The 23,808-nt window shown below is 61.6% G+C and carries 23 protein-coding genes; 10 read left to right on the forward strand and 13 right to left on the reverse strand.

Annotation, left to right across the window (positions count from 1 at the left end):
- The first annotated feature begins 94 nt into the window (after positions 1-94).
- Positions 95-1,246, forward strand: a complete 1,152-nt coding sequence (locus BCA01S_RS27125) for a branched-chain amino acid ABC transporter substrate-binding protein (protein ID WP_027779598.1) — start codon at positions 95-97, stop codon at positions 1,244-1,246.
- Between the two features lie 177 nt (positions 1,247-1,423).
- Here the strand turns inward: BCA01S_RS27125 and BCA01S_RS27130 are convergent, their stop codons facing one another.
- The gene (locus BCA01S_RS27130; RefSeq protein ID WP_152035591.1) at positions 1,424-2,332 is read right to left on the reverse strand and encodes a hypothetical protein; all 909 of its coding nucleotides are present in this window, start codon (positions 2,330-2,332) and stop codon (positions 1,424-1,426) included.
- A gap of 441 nt (positions 2,333-2,773) precedes the next feature.
- Here BCA01S_RS27130 and sapR point away from each other — a divergent pair, with 441 nt between their 5' ends.
- From sapR to BCA01S_RS27165, 7 genes are read left to right on the forward strand one after another with little or no spacing between them, the layout of a single operon-like run.
- On the forward strand, positions 2,774-3,652 hold the full coding sequence (gene sapR / locus BCA01S_RS27135; protein WP_027779600.1) for a sap1 transcriptional regulator SapR: 879 nt from the start codon (positions 2,774-2,776) through the stop codon (positions 3,650-3,652).
- 5 nt (positions 3,653-3,657) lie between these two features.
- The gene (gene ddpX, locus BCA01S_RS27140) at positions 3,658-4,224 is read left to right on the forward strand and encodes a D-alanyl-D-alanine dipeptidase (RefSeq protein ID WP_027779601.1); all 567 of its coding nucleotides are present in this window, start codon (positions 3,658-3,660) and stop codon (positions 4,222-4,224) included.
- A gap of 57 nt (positions 4,225-4,281) precedes the next feature.
- Positions 4,282-5,889 (forward strand): ABC transporter substrate-binding protein, encoded by a 1,608-nt coding sequence (locus BCA01S_RS27145; protein ID WP_027779602.1) that lies wholly within the window; start codon positions 4,282-4,284, stop codon positions 5,887-5,889.
- Positions 5,890-5,910: 21 nt separating this feature from the next.
- Positions 5,911-6,981, forward strand: a complete 1,071-nt coding sequence (locus BCA01S_RS27150; RefSeq protein ID WP_027779603.1) for an ABC transporter permease — start codon at positions 5,911-5,913, stop codon at positions 6,979-6,981.
- Between the two features lie 57 nt (positions 6,982-7,038).
- Positions 7,039-7,953, forward strand: a complete 915-nt coding sequence (gene nikC / locus BCA01S_RS27155) for a nickel transporter permease (RefSeq protein ID WP_027779604.1) — start codon at positions 7,039-7,041, stop codon at positions 7,951-7,953.
- 1 nt (position 7,954) lies between these two features.
- Positions 7,955-8,845 (forward strand): ABC transporter ATP-binding protein, encoded by an 891-nt coding sequence (locus BCA01S_RS27160; RefSeq protein WP_027779605.1) that lies wholly within the window; start codon positions 7,955-7,957, stop codon positions 8,843-8,845.
- Entirely contained in the window at positions 8,842-9,609 is a 768-nt protein-coding gene (locus BCA01S_RS27165) for an ABC transporter ATP-binding protein (protein WP_027779606.1), read from the forward strand. The genes BCA01S_RS27160 and BCA01S_RS27165 overlap by 4 nt, the downstream gene beginning before the upstream one ends.
- Positions 9,610-9,634: 25 nt before the next feature.
- Here the strand turns inward: BCA01S_RS27165 and BCA01S_RS27170 are convergent, their stop codons facing one another.
- From BCA01S_RS27170 to BCA01S_RS27210, 9 genes are all read right to left on the reverse strand, one after another.
- Positions 9,635-10,636 (reverse strand): GntR family transcriptional regulator, encoded by a 1,002-nt coding sequence (locus BCA01S_RS27170; RefSeq protein ID WP_027779607.1) that lies wholly within the window; start codon positions 10,634-10,636, stop codon positions 9,635-9,637.
- Between the two features lie 121 nt (positions 10,637-10,757).
- Positions 10,758-11,957 (reverse strand): ABC transporter substrate-binding protein, encoded by a 1,200-nt coding sequence (locus tag BCA01S_RS27175; protein ID WP_042319546.1) that lies wholly within the window; start codon positions 11,955-11,957, stop codon positions 10,758-10,760.
- Between the two features lie 32 nt (positions 11,958-11,989).
- Positions 11,990-13,063: a CobW family GTP-binding protein gene (locus BCA01S_RS27180; protein WP_027779609.1), complete on the reverse strand. Its 1,074-nt coding sequence runs from the start codon at positions 13,061-13,063 to the stop codon at positions 11,990-11,992.
- Positions 13,060-13,359 (reverse strand): type 2 periplasmic-binding domain-containing protein, encoded by a 300-nt coding sequence (locus tag BCA01S_RS27185; protein WP_027779610.1) that lies wholly within the window; start codon positions 13,357-13,359, stop codon positions 13,060-13,062. The genes BCA01S_RS27180 and BCA01S_RS27185 overlap by 4 nt, the downstream gene beginning before the upstream one ends.
- A 16-nt stretch (positions 13,360-13,375) precedes the next feature.
- Entirely contained in the window at positions 13,376-14,134 is a 759-nt protein-coding gene (locus tag BCA01S_RS27190) for an SDR family NAD(P)-dependent oxidoreductase (protein ID WP_042319549.1), read from the reverse strand.
- 36 nt (positions 14,135-14,170) lie between these two features.
- On the reverse strand, positions 14,171-14,926 hold the full coding sequence (locus tag BCA01S_RS27195) for an SDR family NAD(P)-dependent oxidoreductase (RefSeq protein WP_208459221.1): 756 nt from the start codon (positions 14,924-14,926) through the stop codon (positions 14,171-14,173).
- 18 nt (positions 14,927-14,944) lie between these two features.
- Positions 14,945-16,282, reverse strand: coding sequence for an MFS transporter (locus tag BCA01S_RS27200; RefSeq protein ID WP_027779613.1), 1,338 nt, complete (start codon positions 16,280-16,282; stop codon positions 14,945-14,947).
- 68 nt (positions 16,283-16,350) lie between these two features.
- Positions 16,351-17,232 (reverse strand): polysaccharide deacetylase family protein, encoded by an 882-nt coding sequence (locus BCA01S_RS27205; protein WP_020071097.1) that lies wholly within the window; start codon positions 17,230-17,232, stop codon positions 16,351-16,353.
- 22 nt (positions 17,233-17,254) lie between these two features.
- Positions 17,255-18,631 (reverse strand): amidase family protein, encoded by a 1,377-nt coding sequence (locus tag BCA01S_RS27210; protein WP_027779614.1) that lies wholly within the window; start codon positions 18,629-18,631, stop codon positions 17,255-17,257.
- Positions 18,632-19,035: 404 nt separating this feature from the next.
- Here BCA01S_RS27210 and BCA01S_RS27215 point away from each other — a divergent pair, with 404 nt between their 5' ends.
- Positions 19,036-19,287 (forward strand): GlsB/YeaQ/YmgE family stress response membrane protein, encoded by a 252-nt coding sequence (locus BCA01S_RS27215; protein WP_027779615.1) that lies wholly within the window; start codon positions 19,036-19,038, stop codon positions 19,285-19,287.
- A 144-nt stretch (positions 19,288-19,431) separates the two neighbouring features.
- On the opposite strand, the gene BCA01S_RS27220 is transcribed toward BCA01S_RS27215, so the two are convergent.
- Positions 19,432-20,682, reverse strand: a complete 1,251-nt coding sequence (locus tag BCA01S_RS27220; protein ID WP_027779616.1) for a DUF1479 domain-containing protein — start codon at positions 20,680-20,682, stop codon at positions 19,432-19,434.
- 145 nt (positions 20,683-20,827) lie between these two features.
- Between BCA01S_RS27220 and BCA01S_RS27225 the strand changes: the two genes are divergently transcribed.
- Positions 20,828-21,919, forward strand: a complete 1,092-nt coding sequence (locus BCA01S_RS27225; protein ID WP_027779617.1) for a helix-turn-helix domain-containing protein — start codon at positions 20,828-20,830, stop codon at positions 21,917-21,919.
- Positions 21,920-22,073: 154 nt separating this feature from the next.
- Here the strand turns inward: BCA01S_RS27225 and gltA are convergent, their stop codons facing one another.
- On the reverse strand, positions 22,074-23,375 hold the full coding sequence (gene gltA, locus BCA01S_RS27230) for a citrate synthase (RefSeq protein WP_027779618.1): 1,302 nt from the start codon (positions 23,373-23,375) through the stop codon (positions 22,074-22,076).
- A gap of 72 nt (positions 23,376-23,447) precedes the next feature.
- Complete coding sequence (locus BCA01S_RS27235) at positions 23,448-23,720, reverse strand: FAD assembly factor SdhE (RefSeq protein ID WP_020071103.1); 273 nt, start codon at positions 23,718-23,720, stop codon at positions 23,448-23,450.
- Positions 23,721-23,808: the final 88 nt, after the last annotated feature.

Here is a 23,808-nt window from a genome sequence, read left to right on the forward strand (position 1 = left end):
TCATCTATCCATACGTGGGACGGTTTCGACGCGTCGCGCATCGAACCGCTCGTTCAACATAACGCGCGACGTGACATCTCGCAAGGAGCTCATCATGAATCGCCGCAACTGGCTGTTGAATTTTGCCGTCTGCCTACTCGGCGCGCAGACGCCGTTCGCGTCGGCAGCCGATCCGGAAGTCGTCAAGATCGGCTTTGTCGGGCCATTAACGGGCCCTGTTGCACGGGTTGGGAAAGACCTGCAGTACGGCGCGCAACTGGCGATTGACGAAGAAAACGCACGACATCCGACCGTCGGCGGGAAGCCCGTCAAATTCGTGCTCGACGTGCAGGACGATCAGGCCGATCCGCGCGTTGCGATCCAGGTCGCGCAGAAGCTGGTCGACGATGGCGTGGTCGGCGTAATAGGCCATTACAACTCGGGTTGCAGCATTCCGGCGTCGACGGTCTATCACCAGGCAAATGTTGCGATGATCACGCCGGGCTCGACCAATCCGCAATTGACCAAGCAGGGCTACAAGAACGTGTTTCGCACGATGGGCCACGATGGCATCGGCGGTGTGGTCGCAGGACATTTCGTGGTGGAGCAGATGAAGGCGAAGCGAATCGGCATCATTGACGACCGCACGGCGTTCGGCCAGGGCCTCGCGGACGCCTTCGAGAAAGGCGCGAAGGAAGCGAACGGCAACATCGTAGTTCGCGAATTTACGAACGACAAAGCGGTCGATTTTCGCGCCATCCTGACAACGTTGAAAAGCAGGAACGTCGATCTGATTTTCTTCGGCGGTCTCGATGAACAGGGCGCAATGCTGATCAAGCAGATGCGCTCTCTGGGCATGAACGCGCAACTCTTCGGCGCGGGCGCGTTGAAGAGCAATGCGTTCCTGCAGATCGCCGGCACGGCGGGCGACGGCACGCAGGATCTGGAACCCGGTCCCGCGCTCGACAAGCAGCCGGCTGCGCTCGAGTTCGGCAAGCGTTACAAGGCACGCTTCAATCAGGACGTGGAACTGTACGCGCCGTTTTCGTATGATGCGGCGCTCGCGATGCTGAAGGCAATTCACACAGCGAATTCGCTCGACCGCTCGAAGATCGTCGATAGTCTGTCCAAGGTCAACGTCACGGGCGTGACCGGACAGATCGCGTTCGACCCGTATGGCGATCTGATCAAGCCGCCGTACACGCTGTTCCAGGTTCAACAGGGTCAATGGAAGAGCATGAAAACGCTGGGAGGGAGCGGCGCCTGAAATGCGCAATTACATCGCGAGCGCACAGCGGCTTCCCGAGTATTGCAGCAAGAATCGGGGGCTGCTGACTGCTTGTGTCGATACGTTCAGGCGGAGAGAGGCGATCGTGCTTCTCTTTTTCGGGTCTGCTCGCAGTTCACCGTGTCCGCGAACAGCCAGGCGTGGCGGTGAGAAAAGTTACTCGTCCAACGAGGACGCCTGCGCAATGTCCTTATATGGCTTGCCCGACTCGAGTTCTTTCATCGTCTCGACGGGCTTTTTGTAGTACTTGTCCAGAACGGCCTGGGCCGTGGCCGGAGACGGCGGCTCAGAATTGCGTCGTTCAGGGGCCTGCCGCCTGATAGTGGATGCATCGGCTCTGCTCTGCCCGTCGAGCGGCTTGCCCTCGATAGTCTGGTTGTCCCCGAACTTACCAAAGCGACTCAGCCGTTCGACCTCGGAGGAAGAACCGCCATCACTGCGCTTGACGCGCGCATAGGAGCCGCCGAACTCGCCGGGCTGGCCAGGAAGATCCGACTGATTCAGCGAATGTATGCCGCCAGGCGGGTGATATTCGACTTCATTCGATCCAAGCGGTCTGGTTGGCTTGGGTGGCTTGGGCGCACTGCCCAATTTCTGCTGGCCGAGGGCCTTCTCAAGTTTCTTTCCTCCCAGTTGCTGATTCTTCTCCTTAAAGGCGCTGACATCCGCTTCATGTTTTGTCAGCTTAGCCTGATGTTCTGCGTTCCGCTGAGCCATCTCATCAGCGGAGAACTTGTGCGTATATGTGCTCTTGACGACAAAGCCGCCACCCTCCTGGAACGGAACGTCCTTATGTCCCCTTCCCCCTTCGAGTTTCGGCTGCAGCTTGGTCTCGACACCCACATTTCCGCTGCCTTTGAACTTCTGCGCGGCCTCTGCAACGCGGAACAGGCGACCAGCAGAAGCGCGCGGACTGGTTGGTGAAGGCGGCAAGGCGGCCAGCGCCGGATTCCTGGCGCGCGCCGACGGTGATGCACTCAACGGCTCGGACGAGCCCTTGGACGAACGTTGCGTGACGCTCGACGTGTTGATCGTCAAATTCGGTTTCGTTTTAATACTGGACACAGCTAGCTCCTTGTTCGAGACGAGTCCTCCAGACAGTTCTGCAGTCTCAGCAGAGCGAGCGCAGACACGTGAGGGCGCGAGTCAAGACTAGCGGACGTTGTCGAGATACGACGTGCAGCCGCGAAGCGCTCCACACAGACGCGAAGCAAACGCAACAGAGTTCGAAGCGTTTGCAGTGGATCGCGATCCCGAACCTGGTCAACCCCGCAGGTTGGTCACACATCTGGGACGCACTGAACCGGACGGCAATACGCGAAATGCGACCCGAACGCATGCTTGAACAGCTTCGCCGCCCGTACACCTTCGCACATCGAACCGGCTATCGACCGGAAGGCTTCGATTGAAAATATAAGGTAGCGTCCGCTTTATTGTCCTTGTCAGATAGCTACCAGCGCACGTCGCCCTGACAGATAAATAACGCACACTAACGCACAAGATCCGATGCCCACTGCGTTCGCCCATACCGTCAAAGAGAGCTTTACGACGCTCACGCCGACGGCCAAGCGCATTGCCAGCTATATGCTGGCGAACCTCGACCGGCTCGGTCTTGAAACGGCCGATCAGATCGCACAGCAGACAGGAACGAGCGGCATTTCCGTTGGACGCTTTCTGCGCAGCGTCGGTTATCGCAATCTCGATGAGCTGAAGCGCGAATTACGCGGCGCGCAAACACGTCCCTGGTTCATTACTGATCGCCTCGATGCCTATCGCAGCGAGCGCTGTCAAGAAGACACGCAAGGCACGAGTTCGGAAGGCGACTCACACGCACGGTCAATGGAGCTGGAGGTCGACGCCGTACGCTACGTCTACCAGCTCGCACGGAGCGAAGGATTTGGACGGGTCGCAGAGCGCGTTGCCACGGCTGACGCCGTGTATGTCGTCGGCATTCAATCGACTCGCGGCATCTCGAATGCGTTTTTCAGCTACCTCGAATATCTGCGACCACGTGTGTTCTATTCCGACGGTATGTCGGGCTCGTATGTGGATTCACTGAACTCCGAGTTTGCATCGCCCTACCTGATCGTGACGGACACGCGCGCCTATTCACGCATCGCACGCCGCTATTGCGAAGCCGCGACGCAGCGCGCCATCGCCTTCGCGCTCGTCACCGATCTCTATTGCCCCTGGGCGCGCGATTTCGATTGCGATCTGTTGCAAGTCAAGACGGACGTCGGCCAGTTCTGGGACTCGCTTGCGCCGCTCACGTGTCTATTCAATCTTCTGCTGAGTTCAATTGTTGAATGTCTCGGCCCCGCCATCGACGGGCGCGTTGCGCGCAATCGCGAACTGCAGCGCGAACTCGATCAATTCGAATTCTGATAGCCATGACCGACACTCCTCGCCTGATACCTATCACCCCCGACACACATCGAGTGGATATCGACCTCGTTTATGCGACGTCCCGCAACTTCACGGGCAAGCCGATCTACCGCGAAGCGCATTGCCTGCTGCTCGAACCCGCCGAAGCTGCATTGCGCAAAGCCGTCGAACTCGCGGACAGCGCAGGCATGACGTTGCGTATCTTCGACGCCTATCGGCCGCCGCAAGCGCAAAAGGTGCTGTGGGACTTTCTGCCCGACCCGACATATATCGCCGAACTGGGCCGTGGCTCGAATCATAGCCGTGGCACGGCCATCGACCTCACGCTGCTAGACGCCGACGGTCAACCGCTAGACATGGGCACTGGTTTCGACGAGATGGTGAAGGCTTCCGAGCATTTCCATCAAGGACTGCCGCAGTCTGTGCAGCGCAATCGCCTGCTGTTGTTGGGCATCATGCACGCGGCCGGCTTTGCGCATATCGCAAGCGAATGGTGGCATTACGAATTGCCTGGCTCGCGTGCGCTGCCGGTTATAGACAACAGCGAAAGCGGCCCGTTGAAGTTGATGTGACCTGGTAGGTTCTGGCTGTCCGTTTGCAGGTTCTCTTCCTTTACATGCGGAGCAAGTATGAATCTGGTTTTGCGCAATGCGCTGGCAGCGGTCGCGGTGGCATCCGCGCTGACGTTTTCCTTCTCGATGACAGGCAGCGCGCTCGCGGCGACGCCGAAAGACATGCTTGTCATGGCCACGACGCTCGACGAATTTTCGACGCTCGATCCCGGCGAGGTCTACGAGCTGGTGCCGGAAGAATATGTCGCGAACACCTATGACCGCCTGGTACGGGTCGACCTGAAAGACCCATCGAAATTCAACGGGGACGCCGCGCAATCCTGGACCGTGAGCCCCGACGGACTCACATTCACCTTCAAGATCCGCTCCGGTCTCAAGTTTCACTCCGGCAACCCTCTGACGGCCGATGACGTCGCATGGTCGATTCAGCGCTGCGTGCTTCTCGACAAAGGCGCTGCCGCCGTGCTGCAGGGCATCGGGCTCACCAAAGAGAACGCGCTCGACAAGGTCAAAAAGATCGACGATTCAACGGTCAGCATCACGACCGATCAGAAGTACGCGCCGACCTTCGTGCTGAACGTTCTGGGCGCGTGGCCCGCTTCCGTGCTCGATAAAAAACTGCTGATGTCCCATCAGAAAGGCAATGACTTCGGCAACGAATGGCTGCGCACGAACGAGGCCGGATCGGGCGCTTACAAGCTGGTCAAATGGACCGCCAACGACAGCATCATCCTGCAGAAATACGACGATTACCGCGTGCCGCTCGCCATGAAGCGCATCGTGCTGCGACATGTTCCTGAAGCATCGAGCCAGCGCCTGCTACTCGAAAATGGCGATGCCGACGTCGCGCGCAATCTGAGCCCCGACGACCTCGCTGCATTGACGAAGTCGAACAAAGCGCACGTGACGGCCGTGCCGCAAGCCACGTTGCTGTATCTCGGTTTGAACGTGAAGAACCCCAATCTCGCGAAGCCCGAAGTGCAGGAAGCAATGAAGTGGCTGATCGATTACAACGGCATTCAGACGAACGTGGTGAAGACGACCTATAAGGTTCATCAAACGTTTCTGCCAGAAGGCTTTCTCGGCGCGCTCAATAGCAATCCCTATCACCAGGACGTCGCAAAGGCAAAGGCGCTGCTCGCCAAAGCTGGCTTGCCGAACGGCTTCAACGTGTCCATGGACGTGCGTAGCGCCTATCCGTACAACGAGATCGCGCAGGCGGTGCAAGCCAATCTGGCTCAAGGCGGAATCAAGGTCGACATTATCCCCGGCGATAACAAGCAGACGCTCGCCAAGTATCGCGCGCGCCAGCATGACATCTACATCGGCGAATGGTCTGCCGACTACATCGACCCGCACAGCAATGCGCAGGGCTTCGCGTGGAACCCGGACAACTCCGACAAGTCCTCGTACAAGATGCTCGCATGGCGCAATTCGTGGGACATCGCCGGTCTGACGAAAGAGACCAATGCGGCGCTCGCCGAATCGTCCACTGCAAAACGCGCGCAGCTCTATCAGGCGATGCAGAAGGAAATGCTCGCGCAGTCGCCGTTCGTCATCATGTTCCAGCAGGTATCGCAGGTAGCGATGCGGCCCGGCGTGTCGGGGCTCGAAGTTGGGCCGATCAACGACCTGGTGTCGTACCTGCACGTGAAGAAACAGTAATCGCCCGGCGGCGTCCGAACCATGTCGACAACGTTGACTCCTATCGACCGCATTCGCGCAGCGTCCGCGCGCCGCTCGAGCGTGCGCTGGACGCTGCGCCTGTTGCGCTGGGCACTGACGCTCGCCATAACCTTCACGGGTCTGCTCGCTGTAACGTTCGTGATCGGCCGCAAGGTGCCGATCGACCCGGTACTCGCGATACTCGGAGATCGTGCGTCGGCCGCCGCCTATGCGGCCGCGCGCATCCAGCTGGGTCTGGACAAGCCTCTTGTCGAGCAATTTCTGATCTACGTGAATGCGGTATTGCACGGCAACCTTGGCATGTCGTTACTGACAGCCAATCCGGTGCTCGACGACATCCGGCGCGTGTTTCCCGCCACGCTCGAACTGGCCACCCTCGCGACCATCGCCGGCGTGCTGGTCGGCGTGCCGCTCGGCGTCGTGGCCGCGACGCGTCATAACCGCTGGATCGATCACGTTGCGCGCTTCGTGGGTCTCATCGGCAGCTCGGTGCCTGTTTTCTGGCTCGGGCTGATGGGGCTATTGCTGTTCTATGCAAAGCTGCATTGGGTGTCGGGTCCTGGGAGATTAGACCCGGTGTTCGACGGCATGGTGGAGCCGCGCACAGGCAGCCTGCTAGTCGATTCGCTGATGGCCGGCGAATGGGATGTGTTCTTCAATGCCATCTCGCACGTCGCGTTGCCCGCGGCGATACTCGGCTATTACTCCGTCGCGTATTTGAGCCGGATGACGCGCTCGTTCATGCTCGATCAATTGAACCAGGAGTACATCACCACGGCGCGCGCGAAAGGCGTGCCCGAGCGGCGCGTCGTGTGGGTGCACGCCTTCGGCAATATCGCCGTGCCGCTGCTCACGGTGATCGCGCTCTCGTACAGCTTCCTGCTGGAGGGCTCGGTGTTGACCGAGATCGTATTCGCGTGGCCCGGCATCGGGTCGTATCTGACTGGTGCATTGCTCAATGCCGACATGAACGCCGTGCTCGGCAGCACGCTTGTGATAGGTGCCACTTTCATCGCGTTGAATCTGCTCACCGACGCGCTCTATCGCGTGTTCGATCCACGCGCCCGCTGATGCAACGGAGACTTTCGACGTGCGTCATCCCTTAAACGTTCGACGCAGGACTGGCCGATGAATGCCGCGCTCCTAACGTGGAAGCAATGGCTGCTCACCGACACGCCCGCGTCGCGCAAACAGGCAGCGTTGGGCCTCGCCTATCGACGCTGGCGGCGTTTCGCGGGCAATCCGCTTTCGGTATTCGGTTTTGCGATCCTGATGGTGCTGGTGATCGTCGCGATCATCGGACCGTGGATCGCGCCGCATGATCCTTTGCGTCAGGTGCTGTCGGACCGCCTCCTGCCGCCGGGCTCGCCATCGCACTGGCTCGGCACCGACCAGCTTGGGCGCGATATTCTTTCGCGCATCATTTACGGCTCGCGCCTCACTTTGTCGATAGCCATACTCGTGGTCGTCGTGGTGGTGCCGATTGGCCTCATGATAGGCACGACAGCGGGCTTCTTCGGAGGCTGGGTGGATAACGTGCTGATGCGCATAACCGACATCGCGCTGGCGTTTCCGAAAATCGTGCTCGCGCTCGCCTTCGCCGCAGCGCTGGGGCCCGGTGTGATCAATGCCGTGATCGCAATCTCCATCACGGCGTGGCCCGCATATGCACGTCTCGCTCGCGCCGAAACCTTGAGGCTCGTGCAGGCCGATTTCATTCAGGTTGCACGTCTGCAAGGCGCGTCGAATCTGCGCATCCTGCTGCGCTACGTGGTGCCGCTATGCATGTCGTCCGTGATCGTGCGGGCGACGCTCGACATGGCTGGCATCATTCTCACGGTCGCGGGTCTCGGCTTTCTTGGGCTTGGCGCGCAACCGCCGAGTCCCGAATGGGGCTTCATGGTCGCCTCCGGGCGCAACGTGTTGCTCGATTCATGGTGGGTCGCCACAATACCGGGCTTCGCGATTCTGCTCGTAAGCCTCGCGTTCAACCTGCTCGGCGACGGGCTGCGCGACGTGTTCGATCCGCGTCATGGAGACTGACATGCACACCAGCGAAGCGGCCCATCCGCTGTGTGAAATCGACGACCTGCGCATCGCGTTTCGCGCGCATGACGGCACGCTGAACGAAGCGGTACGCGGTCTCTCGCTCACGTTGAAAAAGGGTGAGCGACTCGGCATTGTCGGCGAATCGGGCTCGGGCAAATCGCTCACAGGCCGCGCGCTGCTCGGCTTGTTGCCGCCCGCCGCACATTGCACCGCCAAAAGTCTACGCTTTGACGGCCAGGACATGCTGGCGATGCCGGCCCACAAACGCCGTCGCTTTTGCGGCTCGCAAATGGGGATGATTCTGCAAGACCCGAAGTATTCGCTTAACCCGGTCATGACCGTCGAGCAGCAGATGCGCGAAGCATTCGCGCTGCGTGATCCAAAGCTTGGCCGTCGTGAAATGCGGGCAAAGGTCGTCGGGGCGCTCGAGTCCGTGCATATTCGCAACCCCGAACGCGTCGCCCGCTCGTATCCACATGAGTTGTCAGGCGGCATGGGGCAACGCGTGATGATCGCGATGATGGTCTCGACCGGTCCACGCCTGCTGATCGCAGATGAACCGACGAGCGCGCTCGACGTGCTGGTCTCCATGCAGGTGCTGGCCGTGCTCGATGAACTCATCGAAAAACATCAGACCGGCCTCATTTTCATTAGTCACGACTTGCCGCTCGTCATGTCGTTCTGCGATCGCGTGGTGGTGATGTACGCCGGTCGCGTCATTGAAACCTGCGCGGCGCGCGATCTGGTCAATGCCCAACATCCGTACACCCGCGGGCTGCTTGCCGCGAACCCGCCGCTTGTGGATCCGCCCGTCGAGTTGCCCGTGCTCTCGCGCGACTCGGCATGGCTCAACGACTTGGGCGAACAGCAAGGAGCGTCGTTATGATTCGCGTCGATGCACTGACCGTTCGCTTCAAAACGGCCACGGGACTCGTCGATGCGGTTCGCGGCGCAAGCTTTCATGTCGCGGCAGGCGAGGTATTCGGTCTGGTAGGCGAATCGGGCTCCGGCAAGTCGACTATTCTTCGCGCGCTGAGCGGACTCACACCCGTTGCAGAGGGGTCCCTGCATATCGCCGGTTCGGATCGCGACATGCGCAGGCGCGATGTACAGATGGTGTTTCAGGATCCATATGGTTCGCTGCATCCGCGCTTCACCGTCGATCAGACGCTGCGCGAGCCGCTACGTATCAACGGCATTGGCGATCACGAAGCGAGAATCGTGAACGCGCTGCGCGAAGTAGGCCTAAATCCGTCTTTTCGCTTTCGCTACCCGCATCAACTGTCGGGCGGGCAACGGCAGCGGGTGGCGATCGCGCGAGCGTTGATCGTCGAGCCGCGCATCGTGCTGCTGGATGAACCGACGTCCGCGCTCGACGTCTCGGTGCAAGCCGAAATTCTCAACCTGTTAAAGCGCCTGCATCACGAGCGCAATCTGACGATGATCCTCGTCAGTCACAATCTCGCCGTGGTCGGCTTTCTGTGCTCGCGCGTGGCGATCATGCGCAATGGGGAGATCGTCGAAGAGCTCCCTATAGAAAGCATTCGAGCGCGAAAGGTCGAGAGCGAGTACTCGCGCAGCCTGCTGCTCGCGACAGGCGGTTATCAGCGTAAGGTCGCGGAAGCATTCGGCGTGGACGCGTCGTTATGAAGCAGAAATCGCTCGCGTTCGCGGCTTACGCGATCCGCTGCATGTAACTAGGCAGATCCGGATCGGGCAGCACGGCGAGCACCTTCAAGCGCTGACGTGTGCGCGTTTCGCCATGTCGAAGGTGCACGGCGAGCGCCGTCGACGCCGCGGCGAACTCCCCGCGCAGCAGCAGTTCGATCACGGTCCGGTGCTCCGTGAGCGTGCTCATCTCCGGATGCAGCCGGAACGCATCGTAGAAAGCGTGATTCACGATCAGCGGCATATGCGCCTGGCTGATCGTCGCGAGCAACTTGCGGTTCGGCGCACCGCTCAGGAACGTATCGTGCAGCGTGACTTCCAGGTGGTACAGCGTGCTTGCATCGACTGAATCCGGGTCTTTTATCGCACGCTCGACGTCGCGCAGTGCTGCTTCGAGCTGGTCACGCGACAGTGATGGCGCGCTCGCCAGCAGTGCCGCCGGCTCAAGCAACGTGCGCAACTCGTAATCCTGCCGCACGGCGCGAGCGGTGAGCGGTCCACACAGCCAATGCGAGTACGCGGACTTCTCGACCAACCCGCGGTCACGCAACCGGTTGAGCGCTTCACGCACCGTTCCGCGACTCACGCCGAAGACTTCGGCCGCATTGCTTTCGTCGATACGAAAATGCCCGAACACGATGCCAAGCGAGATGGCGGCCTCTAGCGAATCGTAAATGCGCTCGCTGTTCGAAGGGATATCGAGCGGTTCGGAGGGGCGGTCGAAGCCCAGCGTGTCTTCGGAGATCGGCGCGCGCAGCGGCTCGGGTGCGCTGCCGTCCGCATTCGCCACGAGGTAGCCCCGTCCTTCGAAGGTGAGCAGCAGGCCGCCGGCGTGCAGCATCTCAAAGGCCTTTCTTACCGGCACACGACTCGTGCCGAAGATGCGCGCGACCGGTCCTTCCAGCAGCACGAGTCCTGGCGCGATATTGCCGAGCGCAATGGCCGACTTGAGCCGGTCGTGAATCACGCGGTAGCGCAACCGGTTGTCGGCCTCGGGCGATACCTCCATGGAATCGTTCGGATGGACCGGGTCCACAGTCAGCGGCGCCGCCGGCCGATGCGCGGCTGGATGTGAGCGGGAAGATCGGGAAGCGCCTGCGCGTCTTGTCATCGTCAAACGAACTTCGCCGTCAGGACCGCATGAACTCGGTCCAGCGGCGCACCAGGTAATTGTGCTCATCCATCACCGAATCCCATACGGCGACCCGGCTCATACGCGCGACGTAGCTGCCCCCGTCCCGCATCTGACCCGCGGGCACGAGATGTTTGCTTATGGGACCGGGGAGATCGGCCGACGCGCCCGCACCATCGTACCAGTATGCCCATTCGTTGGCTTCCATATGTGCTCGCGAGCGCTCGGGGTTCGAAATGTAGAAGCCTTGCCGGGCGACTGTCGCGCCGGCCCAGCCCTCAAGCCACCAGTTCAGATACTCATAGGCGGCGTCGAGCACGCGACCATGCGCGAGCCGCGATATGCCGATGCCCCCGAACCACGCCCGATACCCTTCACGTGGCCGCGCGAGCCTGAACTTGAGACCCGCGCGTTCCAGTTCGACGGTGGCGGGCGACCAGATGCTCTGAATCGCCACCTTGTTAGCGATCATGAGTTGCGCGGCTTCGGCGAAGCTCGACCAGAACCCTGCGAAATGCCCACGCCGCTTGAAGTCGATCAGAATCGCGATCAGCCCGTCGATTTCCTCGATACTCAGATTGCCGATGTCGTCGAAGCGCATGAGCCCGCTGGCTTCGACGGCAAGCGCCGCATCGATGGCGCCGATCGCTGCATCCGCCTGCAGTGCGACGCGACCAGCGAGTTCGGGCGCGAGCAGCCAGGCCCAACTCTCTTCGCCTCCGGTGAGCGAAGCAGGCATGGCATCTTCCAGATAGACGAAGCTGTCCGCATTGTGCGTGAGCGGCAGCATGCTGATGCACTCGCTCGGCTTGCGGGCAAGCGAGCCGTCCGGCTGAACGTAGAGCCGGTCGGCAGGTGTGCAGCCCGCACCACTGAGCTTGCCCGTCGCATGCCGTGCGGGCGCCCGGCCGATGCGCCCCGTGCGCGGCAGCACGTTGACTTCGTCCCAGCGGCGAATGCGCGCAAGTTCTATGGGTTGCAGCGCATGAGTCGGCCACAGGCAATCGAGACTGTGGAACCACTGGTCGTAGAGCTCATAGCGGTCGGGATGCATCGCGCCGTCCCGCTGCACGGCGCCGCCATCCTGAACGATGAAGCGCAGCCGGATGCCCAGATCCTGCTCGGCTCGTTTGCGGATGTGCTCCTGAAGCGTAACGGTCGTGCCGAGCACGCGCAGTTCGACCCTGGATGGGTGCACGGCAGGGGCGGGCAAGCTCGGACGGGCGGATTTCAATCTATTAGGGCTTCGGCAGTTTGAAGATGCCGGCACAGGCGCCGGTAGGATGCGGCAACCGCGTCTCGCGTGAGGCCTTGCGCAATGATGACAAGGCGCGAACGAGGCGCTTCATGCTTGCCGGCGCCTGGCCATGCATCCAGATGCAGAACAGGATGCACGAGATGATGCACTGCATGCAGCACCACCGGTTGGCTCGCGCCGGCAAGCGCGAGAATGCCTTTGACTCGCAAAATGTTATCACCGTGGCGGTTAAGCAGTAGCGTCAGCCACAGCGTGAAGACGGGCCAGTCCAGAGGTTCGTCGAACTCGATGCAAAACGCTTCCAGCGCCGCAAGTCCTTGACGGTGGGCGGGCGTCGCGTTGAGTCCCGCGACGGGACCGTCTCCGCGGCGGGGCTTCTGTGTAGTCATGCCCGTGCGCCGAACGAAGTCCCCGAACTCGTGCGCGTTCGCCGCCGGCTCCAGTACGACCGACGCATCGTCCGCGCACGTGCGGCGTGTGATGCCCGCGGCCGGGTTCAGTTGTGAGAGCGTTCGTTCGAGCACATCGAGCGTGGCATCGCCGGCAAGATCGGCCTTGCTGACGACAATACGATCTGCAGCCGTCACCTGCGCAAGCCATTCCGGATGCCGCGCACGTTGCTGATCGGCGTTGACGGCATCGACCACCGTAACGATCGCGCCGATCGAGTAATGGCTCGATACCACGCGGTCGCCGAGCAGCGTCGCAACGATCGGCGCGGGCGTCGCGAGGCCGGTTGTCTCCAGCACGACGCGAGAGAACGGCGGCACCTCGCCGCGAGCGCGCTGCGAGAACAGCGTGGCGAGCGCTTCCTTCAGTTCGCCGCGTATCGCGCAACAGACACAACCGTTATCGAGCAGTACGGTCTGCGCATCGACCTCGCCGATCAGCAGGTGATCGAGGCCGACCTCGCCGAACTCGTTGACGAGCACGGCCGTATCGCGCGCGGCATCGCCCTTGAGAACGTCGGCGAGCAAGGTGGACTTTCCACTGCCGAGAAAGCCCGTAACGATAGTCACCGGAATCACGTCATAGGCGAGGCTCATGGTTGCGCCTCGTCTTCCGCGAACATCGTGAGCGGGTCAAGCGGACGGCCGAGCATGGTCTCGGCGGCTTTCCATATCTGCATGAAATCTTCGACGATCATCTGCGCGCCCGTCGGCGAATACAGCACGAACGATTGCCCGTGAAAATCCGCGAGCTTGAGCCGAAAGCTTTTGAGCACCCGGTTCGCATGCGCAACCTGCACATACCGCTGCCGGCGCGCGCTCACGCTTTCGCCTGCTGCCACGGTGTTGGACCAGTGACGCCCGCCGCCGAGCAATCCGCACATGCCGCACATTTGCACTCTCCACCGTTTAAGGCATGACGTCGCCGGAATTCGGGCCGAGCGTCTGCCCGACGAACAGATTGCCGCCCGGATCGGAGGCGAGCAGCACGGCAGTCGGTGCGACCTCGTCTGCACGGCCGAAGCGTCGCAACGGCAATTCCTTTGACTTCGCTTCCTTCCATGATGCGCTGATTCCATCCACGAGGGGCGTCTCGATCGGACCCGGCGCGATAGCGTTCACGAGCACGTTATCGGGAGCGGCTTCGAGCGCGAGAGACTTCGTAAAGCCGATCACGCCGGCTTTCGCCGCGGCATAGTGCGTGAGTTCGGCGCCGCCCTTAATGCCGAGTTGCGACGCCACGTTGATGATGCGGCCCCAGCGTTGCGCGGTCATTGACGGCAGCGCGCGCCGCGAGCAAAGGAAGACACTGCGCAAATCGACGCGCAGCATGTCGTCCCACATCTGGGTGGTGAGATCGATACAGCGCGCCTGCGTCAGCATGCCCGCGTTGTTGACGAGGATGTCGATACCGCCATAAGCCGCGATGCAGCGATCGACGATGCCGTGCGCGCCCGTCTCTTCGCCCACATCGGCGACGACAGTTTGAACCTGTACGCCGCTTGCACGGCAGGCGTCGGCATGAGCGGCGAGCCGCGCTTCGTTGAGGTCGGCGAGCACGAGGCGCGCGCCGGCCTGTGCATAAGCGAGCGCAATGGCGGCGCCGATGCCGCTCGCCGCACCCGTGACGACCGCGCGGCGGCCGTCGAGTGAGAACATTGATGCCATGTTGATGAGCGTCCTGTGTATGTCCTGAACGAAGGCCTAGCCGGGCCACCGCACGGTGAGACCGCCGTCCGCGATGATCGACTGCCCGGTAATGTATGAAGCGTCGTCGCTTGTCAGATAGCGGATCAGCGACGCGATCTCTTGCGGTCTGCCGACACGTCCGAGCGGAATGCCCTTGGCGGCCTCGCGCAGGCCGTCTGGGCCGAGCGAATTGACCGCGTCGAGCGATTGCGGCGTTTCGATGAGACCGGGAATCACGGCGTTACAGCGGATGTTGCGCGGCGCGAGTTCCATCGCGACGGCGCGGCACAATCCGGGCACGCCCGCTTTGGCCGCCGAGTAATGCGTATGGTTCTCCCATCCATACACTCCGCCGGCGATCGACGACACCGCGACCATTGCGCCACCGTCCTGCATGTGGCGCGCTGCGGCGCGAAACGTGCGCATGACGCCGGACAGATCGACATTCAGCATTTGATGCCACTGCTCGTCGCTCATGTCCGTCAGCGGCGATGCGCGCAGCAGGCCCGCGTTGGCGACCGCGTAATCGATGCGGCCAAAGCGGTCCACTGCCGCGGCCGCGAAGGCCTCGACCTGATCCGCAGAGGTGACATCGACGGCCTGCATCAGACATTGGCCGCCCGCCTGCTCGACGGCCTGTACGGTCAACTGCGGGTCGTGCGGATCGCCAGGAAAATACCCGCCGACCACGGCGACGCCGGCTTGGGCATACGCTACCGCGAGCGCCTGCCCGATGCCGCTCGCGGCGCCCGTTACTAAAGCTACTTTCACAGAGATTCTCCGGTCGGATTACCTGGTTTCGGCAGGGTTGACGTGCCGCGCGAAAAGAATGAGGACGCCGGACAGGAAGCACGGCACCGCGCCGAACCACAGCGCCGCGTGCAACCAGTCGCCGCCATGATTGAGCATCCAGGTCACGCCCACGCCGGCGAGAATGGCGCCGATCGGACCCATCGCGTGGACGATCGAACTGCCCGTGCCGCGGATGGCCGTGGGATAGCTCTCGCCAATGAAGAACAACGCCGCCGAGTACGGTCCGATCAGAAAGAACAGGCCCAGGCTATAGAGCGCCACCACGACGCCCGCGCTGCTCGGACCGAACAGCATGCCGGCAAACGAAAGACCGCCGAGCATCCAGCCGATGGCGAGCGTATTGCGCCGGCCGATCTTGTCGCCGATGAAACCGTGGCTCAGATAACCGCAATAGCCGATCACATTCGACAACACGAGAATCAGCAGGGAATTCTCGAACGAAACGTTATGCACGCGCGTCAGCACCGTCGTGCCCAACACGCTAAACACCTGAATTGCCGACCAGTTGAGCAGAATGCCGCCGCCGAGAACGAGCGTCGCGCGTAGCGCATTGCCACGAAACGCTTCGGCGAGACCGGCGCGGCTATGCTCTTCGTAATCGACCGCATGCGCGCTCGCGAGCGTGCGAGCTTCGCCATCCTCTCCTGTTTCGCGCAGCTGTTTGATGCGCTTATGCAGAAGAAACTGTGGGCTTTCTTTAAGGCGCCGCGTCATGAAGAAGATGACGATGGCGGGAAACGTCGCGAATACGAAGCAACCCTGCCAGCCAATGCGCGGCAACAAAAGCGCGGTGAGTCCGGACGCGATCAGCGCGCCGATCGGCCATCCGCCTTGCACAAGGCTGTAGATGAAGCCCTTGTTGCGGTTGAGCTTCGGGTCGTTGGCAGCCGAGTAAAGCTCGTTCAGATACGTGGCATTGACGGTCTCTTCGGCGTAACCGAGGCCCGACAGTGACCGGATCAACACGAGCGGTACCTGTCCCATCGCCCCGCCGACCACCGTGAGCCCCGAGCACAGCGCCGCGCCTGCAACCGTCCACAGCAGACCGGCTTTACGGCCGAGCCTGTCGAGTAACGGCCCAATCGCGAAGGCGATCACCGCCGTGCCGACGGCGACCAGCGTGGCAATCTCCGCCTGCGCCGCGGCATCCCAGCCGTAGTGCTTGCCGATTTCCGGCAGCAGCGTGCCGAACAGAATGAAGTCATAAACGGCGAACACCCACGCGAAGAACGCTACTACGGTCGCCCGCTTCACGTCGGACGGCAGGATCTGCTCCAGCTTGAAACCGGAAGCATACAAAGGGTTTTCTTTCATCGTGGCGCTCCTTCGGAGCTCGGGAGTGGACATGGTCGGGACTCGCGTTGGTCGACTTGCTGTTGTAATCAGGATTGACGAGGCTGACGCCGCAGGAAGTCGTCGGCGATTTCGTCACAGGTGCAAAACCGCACGCCCTCGTGCTTGCGGAAATGCGCAATCAGGCGTTCGAGCATGAGCAACACCTGCGCGCGACCGGAGACGTCTGGATGAATCGTGATGGGGAAGACGGCGTAGTCATGTTCGCGATACACCCAGTCGAACTGGTCACGCCACATCTGTTCGATGTCGCGCGGATTGACAAAACCGTGGCTGTTCGGCGCCTTCTTGATGAACATCATTGGCGGCAGGTCGTCGAGGTACCAGTTCGCAGGGATTTCGACGAGATCCGTTTCACGTCCGCGCTGCAGCGGCTTCATCCATGTATCGGGATGCTTGCTGTAGTCGATCTTCGTCCACGAGTCGCCCACACGCACGTAGTACGGGTGGTAGTCGTTGTGCATCAGACTGTGGTCGTACTTGATGCCCTTTTTCACGAGCAACTCGTTGGTCACGTTGCTGAATTCCCACCACGGCGCGACGTAGCCGGTCGGCCGCTTGCCGCTCAGCCTAGTCACCAGATCGATGCTGCGATCGAGCACCGCTTCCTCCTGCTCGGGCGTCATCGCAATCGGGTTTTCGTGGCTGTAGCCGTGAATGCCGATCTCGTGTCCCGCATCGGCCACCGCCTTCATCTGCTCGGGGAAGGTTTCGATCGAATGCCCGGGAATGAACCAGGTCGTCTTGATCTTCTCGCGCTCGAAGAGCTTGAGCAGGCGCATCGAACCGACTTCACCGGCGAAGAGACCGCGCGAGATGTCGTCGGGCGAATCTTCGCCACCGTATGAGCCGAGCCAGCCCGCAACCGCATCCACGTCGATGCCGAATGCGATCAGAATTTCCTTAGCCATCTTCAGTTCTCCTTTGAGCAAATCAATCCAGCGTGACTGTCTGTTCGACGGCCAGCGCGAGCGCGATGAGCGCATCGTCGTCGTTCTGCGCGCGCATCAGTTGCACGCTGGTAGGCAGTCCCGCCGGGTCAGCGCCGGTTGGCATCGCGAAGGCGGGGGTGTCGAGAAAACTGCCGGGCATGGTCATCGACAGCGTTGCGGCATTGACGGCTGCAAAGCGCTGCGGGTCCGCTTCGAGCGGCGCGCATTCCGGCGCGACATGGGGGACGGTCGGCAAGAGCAATGTGGCGCCGTCGATTTCGGCGCCGAATTGGCCGAGCAGGCGGCCGCGCTCCGCGAGCAACTCGGCAAGGCGAGACGCCGGCACGTCGCGGCTCAGTTCGAGCCGCGTACGCACGCGCTGGTCGATGCGCAGGGCATCGTCGGAGTCGAGCACGCTGCGATAGGCCTCGAACGCTTCGAGGGAGCCGAACCAGCCCCGCGTCGCGATGAGCTCGCATGCTGCATCGAAGGCGCGCACACGCACTTGCTGGATACGCGCGCCGGCCTTCGACAGACGCGCCACGAAGCGCATGAAGTTGTCGCCGACGTCGTTCGTCACCGCGAAGCGCGATTCCCAGCCCAGCGGCACAACGAAAGCTTGTCCACGCAAATCGGCGAGCGCGCGAGGCAGCTCGCGCCCGCGCACGACGGCGTCGAACGCCGCGCAATCGGCGACGCTGCGTGCAAGCGGTCCGCAGGTATCGGCCGATTTCGAGAGTCCGATCATGCCTTGCTGCGGATAGCGCGCGCTGCTAGCGCGATATCCGACTACGCCGTTCAGCGCGGCAGGTATGCGTATGGAGCCTGCCGTATCCGTACCGACCGCGATCGGCACGACGCCCGCAGCGACGGCAATTGCCGCGCCCGACGACGAGCCGCCAGGAACGCGATGCCCGCCGCCTTCGACTGTCGCATCGAAAGCGGAATTGAACGGCGTGCCGAAGTGCGGATTAAGCCCGAGCCCGGAATACGCGAACTCGCTGAGGTTCGTCTTGCCGATGCACACGAAACCTGCACGCGCGCCTGCGGCGACCAACGGCGCATCCGCGTTGGCAGGTGGCCGGCCACGGAACAGGGCCGAGCCCGCCGTGCTGACGCTGCCCGCGACGTCGAACAGATCTTTCCAGGCAATCGGCACGCCGTCGAGCGCGCTAGCCGGGCGCTTTTCGCGCCAACGGGCGGCGGCAGCGCGTGACTCCTCGAGAGCGCGCGTCTCAGTGACGTCGATGAAGGCAGCGTTGCAGGCGCGTGCCAGGTCAATCGCCTCACGCACGACGCCTTCGACGTTGGCCGAGCCTTCGCGATAGGTATGAGCAAGGCCGACGGCGCTGCGTCGATCCCACGATGAAACATTCATTAAGTTCTCGTTCAGAATGTACTTCGTTGACAACATACGTTTACGGTGACGACGTCAAAAAAAAACAGCAACACAGGGATTACCCTTGGTTGCTGTTTTTTCGAGGGGACGGCGCTTCGTGCGGATGAACTGCACCGTCCTTTCACGAGTCGTCACGTAGTCCGCTTCTCTGCTCCGCCGATCCTGTCGCAGGTCCTGCCTATCAATTGGAACAATGAGTTACGCCGTCTCGCAGTTCGGATTTCGTTGGCAAGGAACCGAGGCGCGGTTGTTGCTGAAGCATGCGACGCGCGGACCGGCACACATGGACCGCCGGCTCGCCTGTATGCTCGGAAATGCATCGCGGCAGCGAAGCAGCCCGTAGTTAATGAAAACGGTAGTACTCACACTCTTGGGAGGTCAGCATGCTTTCCTTCATCGGTACGGTGATCGTAGGGCTTGTGGTCGGATTGATTGCACGGGCGGTCAAGCCCGGAGACGACAGAATGGGGCTCATCATGACCATCATTCTCGGTATTGCCGGCTCGCTGATTGCGGGCTATATCGGGCGTGCGCTCGGCTGGTATCAACCGGGTCAGGCGGCGGGCTGGATTGCGTCGGTGATCGGCGCGATCATTCTGCTGGTCATTTATGGCATCGTGCGCCGGCGAACCTGATGTCTCGCCCATGACGCGCCTACGTTGGCGATAGCTAAAAGGGCCCGCTTCTGATGAGAGCGGGCCCGGGAGGCTAGCCAGTTCAATCGGCGAGCGAGATCCGATCTAGCAAGGCGGTTCGCTGACCGCCTCGCATTCGACGGCTCAGCGCGATAGATCGAAACCGAGTTGCGCGCGCCCAAGCGGCGTCAAATCGCTTTCCTGCGCCCGTCCGATAAAGTCCGTCTCGAAGTGGTCGGCCGGAAAATCGGGGGGACTTTCGCCGCGCAAGAAGCTCGGTAACTGACGCTTCAAATAAGCCTCGTTTTTTGAGCACCACGGCGCGGACGCGATGTACATCACGTTGCTGTAGCCGTTGCCGCGGTGCGCGTCTTCGACCGAATGGATGACGTCGCTGTGCCAGAACACGGCGTCGCCCGGCTGCATGTGGGGGATCGGCGTCACCGCTTCGAGCAGCAAGCCGTGCCACTCCGGCTTGATCGACAGCGCGCGAGCCGGTTGAGCGCCGCACAGTTCGTCGTCGGGAACGTCGTCCTGCAGCGCGCGCAGAATCACGTAGGCCATGACGTTCGCGATCGGGATCAATTGCAGCGTGCCGTCGCCGGGACCCTGCGGCGTCAGCGCGGTCCAGCCCTGAAATGTGCGAAACATCGAGCACACGGCCGGCGATGGGATTTCCTGAACGTCCGGCCGATACGCCGCGTCGAACGGATCGTAGTCGCGCCAATTGCCCGCCAGCACATGCCGATACACCTTCTGAAAATTCGGATCGAGCCAACGCTCGACCGAGCCGCCATCCACGTGCGGCGACAGACCCAGCGACTCGGAACCGGGCGGCCGACGACGAATGCGGTCCGCGTAGACAGGCACCCGCTCGGGATCGAAGTGCCGCCTGCCTTCGCTTTCCGACGTCCACAGGCGATTCAGGAACACTCGTGTGTTCGTCAGTTGTTCCGACTGACGGGCTGCCGTTTGCGGCTTCGACCAGTAAATGCCGTAGATCTGCGGCTTGCTCGACGACAGGTTGCCGAAATACCTGTCTTCCGCGCGATGTGAGAGTTTAGCGTCGAGGTCGTTGCGCTCGACGTATTCGGTGATTTCGTCGTTCCAGTCGCTCGCCTGCTGCCGGTCGAAAACGCCGCGCACGACGCATGCGCCGCGAGCTTTGATGCCGAGGCTCGTGGCCTGATCGACGTCGCCGGAAACGACTGACGAATAGTCGAACACGGGAATCGCATCGCGTCCCTGAGCGCGGTCGCGCTGAATCGCACCGACCTGCCGACGGATCTCGCCTTCCACTTCCTCGAACACCTGCTTGTAGTTCGGCAACGCGGCTCGCAGCGCGCGCTTGGTGGCGCGAACCGCCTCCGGAAGATTGTCGATGATAAGTGGCATGGTTCGTCTCCTTTAAGCGGTCTGTGTGGTGCTGTCTCATTTGAAGAGTAAGGACGTTTGGCCGTCGCGAAACATGCTTAATGGCCAGATACCGATACAATTCAGACATTGCCGCGCCTCCCGTCGCGCGGCCAGGTAGCCCAGCGTGAAACCTCAATATGAACGCGTCACCATTCCCGACGGCTGCTCGGTCCGCGTCTACCACCGGCAGCTCGCGCAGATACCGTTCGAGTGGCACCACCATCCCGAGTACGAACTCACGCTGACAATGAACAGTCGCGGCCGCCGTTTCATTGGCGACCACATCGCCGATTACAGCGGCGACGATCTCGTGCTCGTGCCGCCGGACATGCCGCATACGTGGGCGTCGACTGAACCGATCGATGCCAGCGCGCCTCAGGTGGCGATCGTCGTGTGGTTCAGCGGCGACTGGGCGCGCCGTATGGCTGACTGCTGCCCCGAGTTCGCGTCGCTGCGCACGCTGCTGCGGCGCGCCGCGCCGGGGCTGAGGTTCTCCACCGAGGCCGCGACGCTAGTGCACGAGCGAATGGAAGCGTTGCTCGACCAGTCGCCGCGTGTGCGGCTTGGCGCCGCTCTGGACGTGTTGGCGCAACTCGCGGACGCGGAATCCGAGCCGTTGGCGTCGCCGGCCGCGCATAGAGACGGAACGAGAGGACACGGCGTACAGGGCGACCACGCTATGCGGTCCGGCGGTGGCGACCGATCCACCAACTCAGCTAATTCGACGGAAGCCGGAAAGCGGTCACTCGCGCGGCCAGCGCCCGCGACGCCGGGTGGCAGCGCATCCGAGGCAGAGCGCCTGAACCGCGTGCTCGATCTGCTCGACAGGCGTTTTCATGAGCCGCTGCGCATTGCTGAACTGTGTGACGTGGCCAACCTGTCGGAACGCTCCTTGCACCGCTACTTCGTGCGGCATGTGGGCGAAAGCGTGGGGCGTTATCTGAGCCGCTTGCGGATCGGCTACGCAACGCGGCAACTGACGGACACCGCGTGGCCCATCGCGCTGATTGCCACGAAAGCCGGCTTTCCAAACCTGGCGAATTTCAATCGACAGTTTCTGTCCGCGCGCGGCATGACGCCGAGCGCGTATCGACGCTTCTTCGAAACGCACGGCCACCCGCCGAAAGATGCGGGCACGGCGCCGCACAATCTGCAGGCGCGTCCGCCGTCGCTCGAAAGATCGGGACGACGGCAACGAGGTACGCCATCGGCTTGAACTGCGCACACGACGAACGGCTTGCGGCAAACACACGCCCCAAAATAAAAACGCCCCAACGGTATAACCCGTTGGGGCGTTTTCTCATAAAGCCTTAGCATTCGCCTCTGCCGATAGCAAACCTCTTGCTATGGGCAGGCAAATTCAAACCCGATTAGCGTTGCGCAATCGGCTTCGCTTCACGTTGCGTGTCGCCGATAAACAGCTGACGCGGACGGCCAATCTTCTGTTCAGGATCGGCGATCATTTCGTTCCACTGCGCAATCCAGCCGACCGTGCGAGCCATCGCGAAGATACACGTGAACATCGACGTCGGAATACCCAGCGCGCGCTGCACGATGCCCGAGTAGAAGTCGACGTTCGGGTACAGCTTGCGCGACACGAAGTATTCGTCTTCCAGCGCGATCTTTTCGAGTGCCATGGCCAGCTTGAACAGCGGGTCGTCGTGCAGGCCCAACTCGTTCAGCACTTCGTGGCAAGTTTCGCGCATGAGTTTCGCGCGCGGATCGTAGTTCTTGTACACGCGGTGGCCGAAGCCCATCAGCTTCACGCCCGAGTTCTTGTCCTTCACCTGCTTGATGAACTCGGGAATGTTGTCGACCGAGCCGATTTCTTCCAGCATGTTCAGCGCGGCTTCGTTCGCGCCGCCGTGCGCCGGGCCCCACAGACATGCGATACCGGCTGCGATACACGCGAACGGATTCGCGCCCGACGAACCGGCGAGACGCACGGTCGACGTCGATGCATTCTGCTCGTGATCCGCGTGCAGGATCAGGATACGGTCGAGAGCGCGCACCAGCACGTCGTTGACCTTGTAGTCTTCGCACGGGTTCGAGAACATCATGTGCATGAAGTTCGCGCTGTACGACAGGTTGTTGCGCGGATACGCAAACGGCTGACCGATGCTGTACTTGTACGCCATGGCGACCAACGTCGGCAGCTTCGCGATCATGCGGATCGCCGAAACTTCACGATGACGCGGATTGTTGATGTCGAGCGAGTCGTGATAGAACGCCGACAGTGCGCCGACTGCGGCGACCAGAATCGCCATCGGGTGCGCGTCGCGACGGAAACCGCGGAAGAAGAAGTGCATTTGCTCATGCACCATCGTGTGATTCGTGACGGTCTTCACGAACTCGTCTTTCTGTTGCGCGTTGGGCAGTTCGCCCTTCAGCAGCAGGTAGCACGTTTCCAGGAAGTCGGCGTTTTCCGCGAGGTTGTCGATCGGGTAGCCGCGGTACAGCAGTTCGCCCTTATCGCCGTCGATGTAGGTGATCGCCGAATTGCACGCCGCCGTTGACATGAAGCCAGGGTCGTACGTGAACTTGCCAGTCTGGCCGTACAGCTTGCGGATGTCGATCACGTCCGGGCCGAGAGTGCCCTTGTAAATCGGCATTTCAACGCTCGGCGAGTTATCGCTGAACGATAGCGTGGCTTTAACATCTGACGGGGTCATAGCACATCCTCAATCGAAGTATGTAAACAGGGTTTCGATAATTGCACGCCTGGAACAACGCACTCGCGGCGCTCAAGCGTTGCGCAGCAGCTCCAGGACCCGGATCACATCCGGGTCGGCAAGCTCGCCTTCAGGTTCCTTGCGCGCGAGAAGCAAGTCCATCAGGTCGTTATCGCTCAGCTCGAGCAAGCGCGTAAGTGCGCCCACATCTGCATCGCTGAGGTCATGCTCATATCGGCTGAAAAAACGTTCAAAAATCAGATCGTTTTCCAGCAGGCCTCGTCGTGCGCGCCAGCGAAGGCGCGCGCGGCGGAGAGGGTCGGACTGATGCGATGGTTCGTTCATGTCAGTACGTACCGGGCCGCTCACAAGCGTACTGACCGCCCGCTGAGGCGGCGAACGATTGTGAGCGTGAGGTTATTCATCCTAGACA

It is taken from the genome of Paraburkholderia caledonica NBRC 102488 (genome assembly GCF_000685095.1).
In the GTDB taxonomy this organism is placed as follows: Bacteria; Pseudomonadota; Gammaproteobacteria; order Burkholderiales; family Burkholderiaceae; genus Paraburkholderia; species Paraburkholderia caledonica.